This is a genomic window from Micromonospora avicenniae (assembly GCF_900156065.1).
GTDB classification, from domain to species: Bacteria; Actinomycetota; Actinomycetes; order Mycobacteriales; family Micromonosporaceae; genus Micromonospora; species Micromonospora avicenniae.
In genome coordinates this window covers 124,682-137,473 of the sequence record NZ_FTNF01000016.1, presented here as the reverse complement: position 1 = coordinate 137,473, position 12,792 = coordinate 124,682, and the positions used below count along the sequence as shown (strand labels likewise).

The window sequence follows — 12,792 nt, the reverse complement described above, 5'->3', positions numbered from 1 at the left end:
GTGAGGACGGTCTTGCGGATCAGATCGGTACGCATGGTGTGTGCCTCTCTGTTCGGGGGTGCGCGTGCGGCATGGGGGTGTCGCACGGTGAAGACGAGGGGGGATGCCCGGCGGCGTGGCCTGCTCGGGTGCTCCGGGGTGTAACGGCGCGGGCCGGCCGGTCATTCCGCCTAGCACGCGGCTCCGCGTGGGTTGCCGCGCGGTGGGCTGCGGCGGCCGGGGGATTCAACGAGCTCAGGGCCCGTGGTGTTCCCGGCTGGGGCTCTCCGCCTGGCGCTGGCGACCCGGGGTCGCGCGGCACGCCATGTTCAACGACCCGGCTCGCGGCATGATTCCGCCGGGGTGGCCTCGGGAACGGGACGCCCGTCCCGGAACCGGACATCCCGCCTGGCCGGCCGCCCTGTCGAACCGGACGAATGGCTCAGGTTGGGCGGCGGGCGGCGTGATCGACTCGGCTTCAAGGAAGTCGCGGTAACCCAGCGCCCAGGACACCCCGACATCAATGAACACGAGTCGATCATCTCGCCGAACCGACCGAACCGACCGAACCGACCGAACCGACCGATCCGACCGATCCGACCGATCCGACCGATCCGGCCGATCCGGCCGATCCGGCCGATCTGCCCGCTTCGTCGACCCGGGGTAGCGGGCGGCGCTCGGCGCCCAGAATCCCCCAGTCCGGGCAGTGCCGCCCGTGGGCGTCTGTCGGGGTGGTCGCGCCTTGCGGTGGGACGGTCCCGGCCTGATGTGCGCGGGTGGTGCCGGGTTGACGCCCGGCGAGCGGGTGCGCACGAGGTCCGCACCCGCTCGCGCCTGCTGGGCGACCGGTTCGTTCCGGCAGGGTACGGGCGGGCGACCTGCCGTCAGGGCAGCTGCGGGTAGAGCGCGGCGACGCCGCCGGAGAGGCCGGCCTGGACCTGCCGGCTGATGTCGTCGGCGACGATCTCGTACGCGTCCGCCTCGACGCCGTCCAGGGCGATCCGGGCGATCTCGGCCGGGTCGGACTTCGGTGCGGTGATGTGGGCGACCATGTCGGTGTCCATGTAGCCGACGTGCAGGCCGGCCACGCGGATGTTCCGCTCGGCGAGCGGGGCGCGCACCGCGTTGGTCAGCGCCCACTCGGCGGCCTTGCCGGCGTTGTACGCGCCGGTGTCCGGCAGATGCAACCAGGAGAGCACGGAGTGCACGTTCAGGATCGAGCCACCGCCGTTGCCGGCGATGACCGGCGTGAACGCCCGGACCATCGCCAGCGTGCCGAAGTAGTGGGTCTCCATCTCCAGCCGGATCAGGTCCAGGTCGCCGTTGAGCAGGTCGGCGCCGGTACCGGAGCCGGCGTTGTTGATCAGCAGGTTGACGTCGCGGGCGAGTTCGGCGGCGGCGGCGACCGACGCGGGATCGGTGATGTCGAGTCGGACCGGCGTGACGCCGGGCAGGTCGACGCTGTCCGGGTTGCGGGCGCCGGCGTAGACGGTGGCGCCCCGGGCGACGAGCTCGGCGGCGAACTGCCGGCCGAGGCCGCGGTTGGCGCCCGTGACGAGGGCGGTGCTTCCGGCGATCTTCATTCGGTTGCTCCTGTTGCTAGTGGCGGAGGGATCGGCGAGGTGCCGCCCGCGGAAGAGGTCATTCGGCGTTGGTGCGGATCAGGCCAGGCCCCGGGCGTACGTCGAGGCCGTCCGGATCGACGTCGTGCCCGGCGGCGCAGCGCAGCACGGCGTGCACCTCGGCGCCGCAGTCGTGGTGCGCGAGCCACACCGCCGGCCCGGCCGGGTCGGCCGCCCAGGTGTCGCCCCACTGCCGCAGCGCGACCAGTACGGGGACCAGCTGCGCGCCCTTGTCGGTGAGTACGTACTCGTCGCGGGTGCGTTGCCCTGGTTCCTGGTAAGGGCGCCGTTCGAGCAGCCCGTCGGCGACGAGCTGCTTGAGCCGGGCTGCGGCGACCGGCTCGCTGATGCCCACCCGGGCGGCGAAGTCGTCGAACCGTCGGGTACCGAGGGACGCCTCGCGCAGCAGCAGGAGCGTCGAACGGTTGCCGACCACGTCGAGCGTCCGCGCGATCGAGCAGTTGGTCATCAGCCAGGCGTCCCGGTTGGCGAGGAGATCCGTCATGCCACGCACGCTATCCCGGCTGACTTAGAGAAAGCAAAGTCAGGTGGGTCACGCCGGCGTTTTCCCGGAAGCGGGAATACGCCCGCCCGCGCTGTCCGGCCTGTCCGTTAGGCGTGTCCGCGGGGGCGGGACACCGGCACGGCCGGCCGGGCGGTGGTCCGTATCCTGTGCCCGAGAGCCGATGTAAAGCAGAAGGGAGACGGCGTGGCCACCCAGGTCGAGACGTTGGAGTTCCAAGCCGAGGCGCGTCAGCTGCTGCAGCTGATGGTTCACTCGATCTACTCGAACAAGGACGTCTTCCTCCGCGAGCTCATCTCGAACGCCTCGGACGCGCTGGACAAGCTGCGGCTGGCCTCCCTCGTCGACAAGGACCTCGACGTCGACACCTCCGACCTGCGCATCGAGCTGGAGGTCGACCGCGACGCGCGCACCCTGACCGTCCGGGACAACGGCATCGGGATGACCCGCGACGAGGTGGTCTCGGTGATCGGCACCATCGCCAAGTCGGGCACCGCCGAGCTGCTGCGTACGCTGCGCGAGTCCGCCGACTCCGCCGCCTCACAGGAGCTGATCGGGCAGTTCGGCGTCGGGTTCTACGCGGCGTTCATGGTCGCCGACCGGGTGGAGCTGCTCACCCGGAAGGCCGGCGAGCAGGGCGGCACCCGTTGGTCGTCCACCGGTGAGGGCACCTACTCGGTCGAGTCGGTCGACGCGGCCCCGCAGGGCACCTCCGTCACCCTGCACCTCAAGCCGGCCGACACCGAGGACAGCCTGCACGACTACACGGCCGAGTGGACGATCCGGGAGATCGTCAAGCGCTACTCCGACTTCATCGCCTGGCCCATCCGGATGACCGTCGAGCGGCCGGGCGAGGAGGGCGCGACCACGCGCGAGGAGCAGACGCTCAACTCGATGAAGGCGCTCTGGGCGCGTCCCCGCGACGAGGTCGACCAGGCCGAGTACCACGAGTTCTACAAGCACGTCGCGCACGACTGGGCCGATCCGCTGGAGATCGTGCACATGCGGGGCGAGGGCACCTTCGAGTACGAGGCGCTGCTCTTCATCCCGGCCCACGCGCCTCTGGATCTCTTCGCTCCGCAGGGCCGCCGCGGCGTCCAGTTGTACGTCAAGCGGGTGTTCATCATGGACGACTGCGAGGCGTTGATGCCGAACTACCTGCGCTTCGTCAAAGGCGTGGTGGACGCGCACGACCTGTCGCTGAACATTTCCCGGGAGATCCTGCAGCAGGACCGGCAGATCCAGGTCGTCCGGCGACGCCTGGTCAAGAAGATCCTCGCCACGGTGAAGGACCTGAAGGCCAACCACGCCGAGCGGTACCGCACCTTCTGGGGCGAGTTCGGCGCGGTCGTCAAGGAAGGCCTGATCGACGACGCGGAGAACCGGGACACGCTGCTGGAGCTGGTCAGCGCCGCCTCCACGCACGACCCGGCCGAGCCGACCGATCTGCGCGGTTACGTCGAGCGGATGAAGGACGGGCAGAGCGAGATCTGGTACGCCACCGGCGAGTCCCGCGCCATGCTGGAGAACTCCCCGCACATGGAGGCGTTCCGGGCCAAGGGGCTCGAGGTGCTGCTGCTCACCGACCCGGTCGACGAGGTGTGGGTCGAGCGGGTCGGCGAGTACGACGGCAAGCCGCTGCGCTCGATCGCCAAGGGCGAGGTCGACCTGGACACCGACGAGGAGCGCCAGCAGGCCGAGGCGGAGCGGGAGCAGCAGCGCAAGGACCACGCCGAGCTGTTGACCTGGATGGGGGGCGCGCTAGCCGACAACGTGAAGGAGGTCCGGCTCTCCTCTCGGCTGACCACCTCGCCGGCCTGCGTGGTCGGTGACGCGCACGACCTCACTCCGACGCTGGAGAAGATGTACCGGGCGATGGGGCACGAGGTGCCGTCGGTCAAGCGGATCCTCGAGCTGAACCCGGGGCACCCGCTGGTCGCGGGGCTGCGCAAGGCGCACGAGCAGGGTGGCGACCAGACCGAGCTGCGGGAGACCGCCGAGCTGCTGTACGGGATGGCGCTGCTCGCCGAGGGCGGTGAGCTGGCCGACCCGTCCCGGTTCACCCGGCTCCTCGCCGACCGGCTCTCCCGCACGCTCTGATCCGTCGCCGGCCGATCGACGGCGCGCCCTGAGTGGGCGTGCCGTCGACCGTGCCGGCCAGGCCCGGAGTCGTGGGGCGAGGATTCCGACGATCTCGCCGTGAACCTCAGCGAGGGTTCAGCCGTCGACGTGTGTGGCAAATCGATCGCCGCGATTGAGTCGGTCGACGAGGTCGAGCACCGCCTGTTGCCCGCCGTGTGCGTCGGCCCACCGGTACACCCGGCAGGCGGCTCTGGCGTACACCTGCTCATCCCCGCTGGCCGCACGCAGCCATGCATTCAGCGTCCGCGGCAGTGACTCCGATGAGGTGTCGCGGCAGCGGTCCTCGGCGGTGGGCGGCAACAGATACCGCGCGTCGTCGGAGACCAGAACGGCGAGTCCTTCGTCGAACCACTGGGGGATCTCGTCACGCCGAGCGCCGAGGCGCACATGGAGCTCCACGTGCGCGAGCTCGTGTGCGGCGATCACCGGGTCGATGCCACGGGGCGAGAGCATCACCGCCTGGTTGCGTACCGCGATTCCCCGCTCGCCGCCCCCGCCGATCCGCTTGTAGCAGCTGGCCGTGAAGCACGCGAGCACGACCGGTGCGCTTTCCCGCCCCGCGTAGAAGCCGTCGACACGCTGATTCGCATCGCGGTACACCTCGACGAGACGGCGCCGTTCGGCGTTCGACAGGCCGCGTTCGGCATATAGCCCGTCCTGCACGGCGATCAGTCCGTAGCAGCGGGGGCACCCGGTGGCGGCAATCGACGGGAACGCCAGGACCAGTGCTGCACCCACGGCCAGCATCAAGACGGCCAGTCCGGCGCTCAGCCATGGCCAACGTCGGCGTAGACGCGGTCGTGCGGTCATTCGCTCGCCTCTTCCGCGTCTCGCGGCTGCCCGAGCTCGGGGATCGGCAGCGGGCGCAGCATCGTTGGTTCGCCGCTTCCGGTGCGTCGCATGCAGCCGGTCACGGACCGCGGCGCACAGCGCTTGGTGAGGTGACAGACCTCGATCATTTTTACCTCGCTGGAGCTGACGGGTCGCTACCACCCACCTTGGCGCGGACGCGACTTCGCCTGCGTCACCCGGAAGTAGACAGTGGCGCGGTGGCAAGATGAGCAGGGTGACGGTGCCGCGAAAAGATCTCCTGGCGGCAGTCCTGGTGCTCACCGTGCTCTGGGTTCCGTCCATCAGCATGGCCGGTGACTGGCCTCGGATCTGCGCCGGGACCGCGCTGGCCGCCCTGACCGGTGCCGCGCTCGTGTTCAATCGGCGAGCACCTGTCGCGGCGACCGCGGCGGTCGCGGTCACGACGCTGGTGGGTGCGGCCGCCGGCGTATGCCAGGATCCGATGCTGGCCACCGCCTGGTGTCTCTACCTGGTGGCGGTGGAACGCGGTCCGCGCGTCCGGACGCTGGTCGTCGCGCTGGTCGGAGTACTCGCCGGACTCGCCGCGGTGACCGGAGTTTCACCCGGCCTCGGCACGTGGTTGGTCGTGGCCACGGCCGCGCTCTGCTCGGCGTGGTTGGTCGGCACGGCCGTCGGTCGGCAGGTGGCGTCCGTGCGGGAGGCGGAACGGATGCGGGTGCAGTTGGAGGTGGCCCGTGAGGTGCACGACGTCGTGGGCCACACCCTCGGTGTGATCGCCGCCGAGGCCGGCGTGACCCGGGGACTTCCGGACGCCTCCGAGGCCGAGCTGCGCGAAACTCTCGCCGACATCGAGTCGCACGCCCGAGACGCTCTCGAGGAGATGCAGGGGCTGGTGCATAGCCTGCGCAATCCCAGGCCCGCGCTGAGCGGGCTGCCCACGATCATCGCAACCACCCGCGCCGCCGGGGTCGCCGTGCACGCCCGGGTGGAGCCGCACGGTCCGGTTGACGCCGAGGTCGGCGCGGCGGTGGTGCGGATCGCGCAGGAGGCGCTGAGCAATGTGGTGCGGCACGCGCCGCGGGCGCGCTGCACCGTCGAGCTGTGGGAAGCCCAGGAAACGATCGCCTTGCGGGTACACGACAGCGGCGCGCCTGGGATGACCCCTGCCTCTTCCGGCACGGGGCACGGCCTGCGCGGCATGCGGGAACGCGCCGCAGCCCTCGGCGGTACGGTGGTGTGGGGCGGCACCGCGAAGGGCGGCTTCGAGGTGGAGGCGCGGCTACCGATGCGGAGGAGCTGACGGTGGCGATCTCGGTCCTGCTCGCCGATGACGACGCGCGCTTCCGCGGGATCTACCGCAAGCTGTTCGACCGCACGGAGGGCTTCCGCACCGCCGGGGAGGCCGCCGACGGCGCAGAGGCCGCCCGGATGTGCGTCGCGCTGAAACCGGACGTGGCGCTGCTGGACGTTCAGATGCCCGGCGCCGACGGGCTGGAGGCGGTACGGCGGATCCTGCCGGTCACCGGCACCCGGGTGATCATGCTGACCACGTTCCACCTGGACGAGTACGTGCACGAAGCGCTGACGCTGGGCGCCTCAGGGTTCCTGCTCAAGAACGCCTCCCCGCAGGAGGTGCTGCAGGCTGTCCGGGCGGTACACGACGGGCACGCGATGCTGGCGCCGGAGGTCACCGCGCGGCTGCTGCACACCTTCGCACCGCGCCGGCCGCAGCGCCGGCACCATTTCGCCGGGACGGTGCTCTCCGAACGGGAGATACAGGTCATCCGGTACGTCGCGCGCGGCTACTCGAACCAGCAGATCGCCGACGAGCTGTTCCTGAGCCTGGAGACGGTCCGCACCTACCTGCGCCGCTCCTTTGCCAAGCTGGACGTTCGCGACCGGACCCAGCTGGCCGTGCTGGCCTACGAGGCGGGCCTGCTGCACGAGCAGCGTTGAACCAGGTTGTCTCCTTTCGGGGGACGCGACGCCCCGGCCGCGGGCGAAACCCTGGCCGGGTGATCGAGGTAGCACATCTCACCAAGCACTACGGGGGCAGAGCCGCCGTGGACGACATCAGCTTCACCGTGCCACGCGGCCGGGTGACCGGGTTCCTGGGCCCGAACGGCGCGGGCAAGTCGACCACCCTGCGCATCCTTCTAGGCCTGGACCGGCCCGACGCCGGGACCGCTCTGATCGACGGCAAGCCGTACCGGGACCTGCGCTACCCCCTGCACACGGTGGGTGCCCTGCTGGACGGCCCCGGGTCGGTGCCCGAACGGCGGGCTGTCGACCACCTGACCTGGATCGCCCAGTCCAACCGGATCCCGCGCCGTCGCGTTCACGAGGTGCTGGACCTCGTCGGGCTCGGTGGTGTGGCCAAGCAGCAGGTCAAGAAGTTTTCACTGGGCATGGGCCAGCGGCTCGGGCTGGCCGGGGCGCTGCTCGGTGATCCGGAGATCCTCGTGCTCGACGAGCCGATCAACGGCCTGGACCCCGAGGGGATCCGCTGGGTGCGGACCTTCCTGCGCGGCTTCGCCGCTCGCGGCCGTACCGTGCTGCTGTCCAGCCACCTGATGACCGAGATGGCCGACACCGCCGACGAGGTGGTCGTGATCGCGCGCGGGCGCATCGCCGCACACGGCCGGCTCGATCAGATCACCGCTGGGCACCCGTCGTTGGAGCACGTATTCTTCGCGCTCACCGGCGACCAGGGACCCGAGTGGTGAGCGCCCTGCTCGCCGCCGTCCGCGCCGAACTCACCAAGATCTTCACCCTGCGTAGCACGTGGGTCGTCACCGGCCTCATCCTCGCCCTGCACCTGCTGATCTCCGTCGCGAACCTGCGGCTGACCACCGAGGCGGTCGCCAACATCACTCCGGACGAGCACATCGAACTGTTCGCCGGCGAATCGCGCCCGGCGCGCCCGGCGCTCGTCGACTTCATGATCTCCATGTCGTTCCAGATGTGCCTGTTCCTGCCCACCTTGGCGGCGGTGCTGGCGGGACAGGAGTTTCGGGCGCATCAGCTCGGGCAGTCGATACTGGCGGTGCCGCGCCGGGGTGTGCTGATCATCGCGAAGACCGTCGCAGCCGCCGCGTACCTGCTGCTCGTGTCGCTGGCGATCGCGGGCATCAGCACCACCTTCATGTACTCCGCTGTCCAGGGCTGGGATCCCGGAGTCCTCACCAGTGCCCACGCCCTGCTCGGGCAGAGCCGATTCCTGACCTTCGCTGTGCTGTGGGCCCTGGTCGGATACGCCCTCACGCTCATCTCGCGCAGGACGCTGATCGGCATCATCGCCACCGTGGCGCTCACTGCGGTCACCATGACCCAGGTGCTCGCCGTGTCCGTGCCCGCGGTGGACGCACTGTTCCCACTCAGCGCCGGGCGCAACCTGCTGCTCAACCCCGAGGACAGTCGACTCACCGCCGGCCGGGCACATGCCCTGGTGGTGCTGTTGCTGTGGCCGACCTTCACCACCGCGGTCGCCGGTCTGCTCCTGAACCGCAGGGACGTCCGGTGAGCGAGCTGCTGATCGCGGAACTGACCAAGATCCGTACGCTGCCGGCCACCTGGATCGCGTTCGCGCTCACGGTGCTCGGAAACGCGGTGCTCGGCATCCTCGCCGCCACCGACCTCGTCCGGGTGGCCTCCGCAAACGGCGAAGTGGCCGTCGGTCAGCTCGGCGCGCTGATGCTCGCCCCGGCGTACGTGTTCATCGCGATCGCGGTCTTCGCGGCCGGCACCGAGTACCGCGGCGGCCAACTCCGGATCAGCCTGGCGGCAATGCCGGACCGTACCCGATGGTTCGGCTCGAAACTGGCCGTGAGTGCCGTGGTCGCCCTGGTCGCGGCGATCCCCGCCGTCCTGCCCGGCCTGCTCGTCCAGCACGGCGCGGCAGGTGATCTCGCCTTCAGCAGTACCGCCAAGGACCTGCTCGCGCTGCTGGCCGGCTACCTGTTGCTGAGCCTGGTCGGCTTCGGCTTCGCCTTCCTCGCCCGCAGCCCCGTCACGCCGCTGGCCGTCCTGTTCATCCTGCCGATGCTGGCGTCGACGGCACTCGGCAACCTGCTTCCGCAGTTCGTCAAGCTCCTGCCACACGAGGCGACGCTCAGCTTCCTCGGCCTCTCCGCCGACCCGGCGACGACCCTGAGCCGGGCAGCCGGCCTGCTCGTGCTCATCGGCTGGGCGCTGCTCTTCGTCGGCACCGCCTGGACCCTGATCGTGCGTCGCGACAGTTGACCAGGCCTCGCGGCGAACCGCCGGCCGGGCCGGCGCCGCGGGTGGCCCGTGCCGGGCGCGGGACCTCGGGGTGGCGGGCGTCGTCTCGCGCGCCGAAGCGTGTCGCCGGTGACGGACGAGCTGATGCTTGACCTTGACCTTGCGTCAGGGTCGGACACTCGGTCCATGTCCAGTTCACGGCAACCCCCAGTGGGGCGTTTCTACGACGTCGACGGACGACGTCTACTGCTGCACCGGTCGGGTACCGGTGGTCCGGCCGTGGTGTTCCTGCCCGGCGCGAGCGCCTTCGGCCTGGATTACCTCAACGTCCACGACCGGGTCGCTCAGTTCACCACCTCCGTGGTCTACGACCGTGGTGGCACGGGCTGGAGCGCGCCGGCCGACCTGCCGCGATCCTTGGCCGACGTCGCCACCGAGCTGAGGCAGCTGTTGCGGACCGCGGATGTGTCCGGCCCGTACGTGTTGGTCGCGCACTCCATCGGTGGTGCCTACGCGCGCCGATACGCCCAACTGTTCCCCGAGGAGGTGGCGGGGGTGGTCTACCTGGACGCCTTCCATGAGGACTGGGAGACATATCTGCCGCGGCTGCGCCCGCAGCAGGTCCCGGGCTCGCTCGCGCTGCGGCTGATCGCGTTCTCCTCCCGCGGTCTGTACCGGCGGATGTTCGCTTCGTGGCCTGACGACGTGCGCCGGCCACTCATCGAGCGCCACCTCACCGTGACGGCACAGCGGGCAGGCGCCCAGGAGCGCAGTGACCAGCCGCGGTGGCGCGACGAACTCAAGGCCGGGGGTCCCGTTCCGGACGCGCCGCTCGTCGCGATGAGCGCCCTCGGCGTGGACTTCGCCATGCGACTGTTCATGTCGCCGAAGGCCCTGCGCGCGATGAACGCGGGCAAGCAGCATCTCTACGAGGCGCTTGCCGCGTCGGTGTCGAACGGCGAGTACCGCGCTCTCGAGACGGCCAAGCACAGTACGATCCACGTCGATTGCGCGGACGCCGTAACGCGGGCCATAGCCGATCTTTGGAAGCGTGTGTCCTGAGAGGGGCGCCGGATGCTGACCATAGGACAGGTCGCTGCCCACGCCGGTGTGACCGTACGCGCGGTACGCCACTACCACCAGTTCGGTCTGCTGGCCGAGCCGGAACGCGACGCGTCCGGCTACCGGCGTTACGACGCTCAGGCGGTGGTGGACCTGATTCGGATCAAGACCCTGGCTGATGCCGGCGTGCCGCTTGCGCGCATCGACGAGCTCCTCCACGCTGGGCCGGAGCAGTTCGCCGCAGCCGTGGCCGACATCGACCGGTCGCTGAGGAGAAAGATCCGCGATCTTGAGAACTATCGCCGCCGGATCGCCGAACTGGCCGCCGGCGAGCGACTGTTCCTGCCCGCCGAGGTCGTTGCCATTCTCGATCGGCTGCGCGCGACGGGTTACAGCGAGCAGATGGTACGCATCGAACGCGACAGTTGGATCCTCATCGCGGCGCTCTCTCCACGGTCGGTGCCAGAATGGGTGGCCGTCAAGCACGCTGCCCTCGACGACCCGCTGTTCCAGCGTCTCTACCGGACCTGCGACGAGGCGCTCGGCTGGACCGCCGACGATCCGCGGCTGGCGCAACTCGCCGCGGACATCGTCGCGTGGAATTCACTCCGTCCAGAGCACGGGCCGGCTCAGCCCGGGACGGTCGATCTCATGTTCTCTCATGCCACCGCCGCCTCGCCGGCGTGGCAGCGGCTGGCCGTGCTCCTGGCGGCAGAGCCTAGGCCGTGCCGGCGAACTGGCTCATGTGGTAGGCGGTGGAGCGACCGTCGAGCGTCCGCGTCCACTTCGACACCATCAGGTGCAGGTCGTTGGGTTGGCGGCTCGACCAGGGGTGGATGAAGCCGCCGTACAGGCCGGGCTCCTGCCAGGAGGTGACCTGGACCTTCTCGGCGGTCCAGACTTGGTCCGGCCCGGCCGCGGTCCGGGTGACGATGCAGCCGTTGGCGCAGTTGAGGTACGACATCACCCAGGTGCCATCGGCGAGCCGGCGTACGGAGGGTTCGCCGAAGCGGCCGGTCAGGATGGGTGTGCACGGGCGGCCCCAGCCCAAGTTGCTGCCGTTCCACCCCCACCCCTCGTACGACTCGGGGAAGAACAGTCGATCCCAGCGGACGCGGCGCAGCATCATCGGGCCGTCCTGCCGCCCCGCGCGGACCGAGAACACGTAGACCCAGTCGCCGTCGCGCTGCATCGTCCACATCTGGAACGGATCGGTGTTTGTGGCGTCGTTCCACCACTTGAGCGGGGTGCGGACGAAGTCGTTGCCGTTGTCGCTGTACGCCAGGCCGGCGTAGCGCGACCGCCAGTGCGGGCCGGCGGGGCCGGCGGAGTTCCAGTTCTCGATGCTCATGTACGAGATGAGCTGCCGTCCGGTCTCCGGGAAGCTGATGCCGTCGTTCGGGATGACGGTGACCTCCCAGAGGCCGTCGATACCGATGCCGTTGTGGCCGTTGTGCATCAGCTCCGGGGCGCGACCGTTGCCGGCGACCCGCGCGGCGCTGTCGAAGACCACGCCGCCGGCGGCGCCCGGGTGGACGTTGGAGCGCAGCATCACCGGTGACCGCCAGTCGTTGGGCAGCGGCGGGCCTTCCGGCCACGGGGTGTTGAAGGTGTCGCCGAACAGGTAGCCGATGGAGCCGTTCTCCAACACGTACGGGATGCCGAGGTCGGTGCCGGCCACCTGCCACCGGCTGTTGGTGTCGAGGTCGGCGCCGGTTAGGCGCTTCCGCCAGGTGGCGGCCTGAGCCTCACCGCCGAGGGCGAGGGTCGGGGCGATGGCGGAGGCCACCCCGACCGCCCCCGTCCTGACGAGGAAGGACCGACGAGTCAGCGCCATGTTCGCCCTCCTGGTGTCGTCGGTTCCGACGACTGGTGACGCCGGTTGCGGCCACGGTGACGGCCGTTGCCGGACGGTGTGGCGTACCCCGAGTCAAGTCCCGCCGCTCGACGTGTGTCAATACCTGGCCGCGTGCTGGCGCCTCGGGCGGTGCCGGTGGACCCCGGGCGCGTTCGTCGAGGCCCGCGCCCGATCGCAGCGAGCCTCGGCCCCGTTCTGGCTGGTCAAGGGCAAGGAGAGCCGGTTTTCCGCTCCGTCCTCATCGGACCGACCAGACACCTGTGGCGTTTCTGAGGCGCGCTGCGCCAGTGACTTTCGTTTGTTTGTAGGAAAGTACAGCCGGGGGCAACGAAAGCTCTGGACACCTTCGGGCCAAGTTAGTAGTGTCGGGATCCATCGATATGTTTCAGCGGGATGAACCGGCGGCGCGGTGAGTCCCGAACGGTGGCCCCAGGCGGCGCAGCACGTCCGGCGGTCACCGGCCCGGCCAGGGACGACACCCCGGGTCGGCGTACGCCCTGCGACCCGGCGCCGAGGGGTGCCGTGGGCGTGACCGATCCGCTCCCGATGCCACCTCGTGAGCTCCGAGGCGG

General features: G+C 70.1%; 11 protein-coding genes and 1 pseudogene. 8 read left to right on the top strand and 4 right to left on the bottom strand.

The window, feature by feature from the left end; translation table 11 throughout:
* Positions 1 to 863 precede the first annotated feature (863 nt).
* Entirely contained in the window at positions 864 to 1,562 is a 699-nt protein-coding gene (locus tag BXA10_RS22645; protein ID WP_076472814.1) for an SDR family oxidoreductase, read from the bottom strand.
* A gap of 58 nt (positions 1,563 to 1,620) precedes the next feature.
* Positions 1,621 to 2,106 carry a winged helix-turn-helix transcriptional regulator gene (locus BXA10_RS22640; protein ID WP_076472813.1) on the bottom strand — a complete coding sequence of 162 codons (486 nt, stop codon included), beginning with the start codon at positions 2,104 to 2,106 and terminating at the stop codon, positions 1,621 to 1,623.
* 204 nt (positions 2,107 to 2,310) lie between these two features.
* Between BXA10_RS22640 and htpG the strand changes: the two genes are divergently transcribed.
* On the top strand, positions 2,311 to 4,224 hold the full coding sequence (htpG, locus tag BXA10_RS22635) for a molecular chaperone HtpG (RefSeq protein WP_076472812.1): 1,914 nt from the start codon (positions 2,311 to 2,313) through the stop codon (positions 4,222 to 4,224).
* Positions 4,225 to 4,341: 117 nt separating this feature from the next.
* Here the strand turns inward: htpG and BXA10_RS22630 are convergent, their stop codons facing one another.
* Positions 4,342 to 5,076 (bottom strand): hypothetical protein, encoded by a 735-nt coding sequence (locus BXA10_RS22630; protein ID WP_076472811.1) that lies wholly within the window; start codon positions 5,074 to 5,076, stop codon positions 4,342 to 4,344.
* 247 nt (positions 5,077 to 5,323) lie between these two features.
* On the opposite strand from BXA10_RS22630, the gene BXA10_RS22625 reads away from it, so the two are divergent.
* The 7 genes and pseudogenes from BXA10_RS22625 to BXA10_RS32245 all read left to right on the top strand — a co-directional run.
* Positions 5,324 to 6,379 (top strand): sensor histidine kinase, encoded by a 1,056-nt coding sequence (locus tag BXA10_RS22625; protein ID WP_084753163.1) that lies wholly within the window; start codon positions 5,324 to 5,326, stop codon positions 6,377 to 6,379.
* A 2-nt stretch (positions 6,380 to 6,381) separates the two neighbouring features.
* On the top strand, positions 6,382 to 7,035 hold the full coding sequence (locus BXA10_RS22620) for a response regulator (RefSeq protein ID WP_139338092.1): 654 nt from the start codon (positions 6,382 to 6,384) through the stop codon (positions 7,033 to 7,035).
* A 59-nt stretch (positions 7,036 to 7,094) separates the two neighbouring features.
* Complete coding sequence (locus BXA10_RS22615) at positions 7,095 to 7,805, top strand: ABC transporter ATP-binding protein (protein WP_076472809.1); 711 nt, start codon at positions 7,095 to 7,097, stop codon at positions 7,803 to 7,805.
* On the top strand, positions 7,802 to 8,602 hold the full coding sequence (locus tag BXA10_RS22610) for an ABC transporter permease (RefSeq protein WP_139338091.1): 801 nt from the start codon (positions 7,802 to 7,804) through the stop codon (positions 8,600 to 8,602). The genes BXA10_RS22615 and BXA10_RS22610 overlap by 4 nt, the downstream gene beginning before the upstream one ends.
* Complete coding sequence (locus BXA10_RS22605; RefSeq protein WP_076472808.1) at positions 8,599 to 9,321, top strand: hypothetical protein; 723 nt, start codon at positions 8,599 to 8,601, stop codon at positions 9,319 to 9,321. The genes BXA10_RS22610 and BXA10_RS22605 overlap by 4 nt, the downstream gene beginning before the upstream one ends.
* A gap of 108 nt (positions 9,322 to 9,429) precedes the next feature.
* Positions 9,430 to 10,362 carry an alpha/beta fold hydrolase gene (locus tag BXA10_RS22600; protein WP_217696826.1) on the top strand — a complete coding sequence of 311 codons (933 nt, stop codon included), beginning with the start codon at positions 9,430 to 9,432 and terminating at the stop codon, positions 10,360 to 10,362.
* A gap of 12 nt (positions 10,363 to 10,374) precedes the next feature.
* A pseudogene (locus tag BXA10_RS32245) lies at positions 10,375 to 11,073 on the top strand (MerR family transcriptional regulator); the annotation flags it as partial.
* A gap of 7 nt (positions 11,074 to 11,080) precedes the next feature.
* On the opposite strand, the gene BXA10_RS22590 reads toward BXA10_RS32245, so the two are convergent.
* Positions 11,081 to 12,199 carry a DUF4185 domain-containing protein gene (locus BXA10_RS22590; protein ID WP_076472805.1) on the bottom strand — a complete coding sequence of 373 codons (1,119 nt, stop codon included), beginning with the start codon at positions 12,197 to 12,199 and terminating at the stop codon, positions 11,081 to 11,083.
* Between the last annotated feature and the right edge of the window lie 593 nt (positions 12,200 to 12,792).

Excerpts from the sequence above, each read along its gene's own strand:
- BXA10_RS22645 (WP_076472814.1), bottom strand. The coding sequence starts at position 1,562 with ATGAAGATCGCCGGAAGCACCGCCCTCGTCACGGGCGCCAACCGCGGC.
- BXA10_RS22640 (WP_076472813.1), bottom strand. The coding sequence starts at position 2,106 with ATGACGGATCTCCTCGCCAACCGGGACGCCTGGCTGATGACCAACTGC.
- BXA10_RS22630 (WP_076472811.1), bottom strand. The coding sequence starts at position 5,076 with ATGACCGCACGACCGCGTCTACGCCGACGTTGGCCATGGCTGAGCGCC.
- BXA10_RS22625 (WP_084753163.1), top strand. The coding sequence starts at position 5,324 with ATGAGCAGGGTGACGGTGCCGCGAAAAGATCTCCTGGCGGCAGTCCTG.
- BXA10_RS22590 (WP_076472805.1), bottom strand. The coding sequence starts at position 12,199 with ATGGCGCTGACTCGTCGGTCCTTCCTCGTCAGGACGGGGGCGGTCGGG.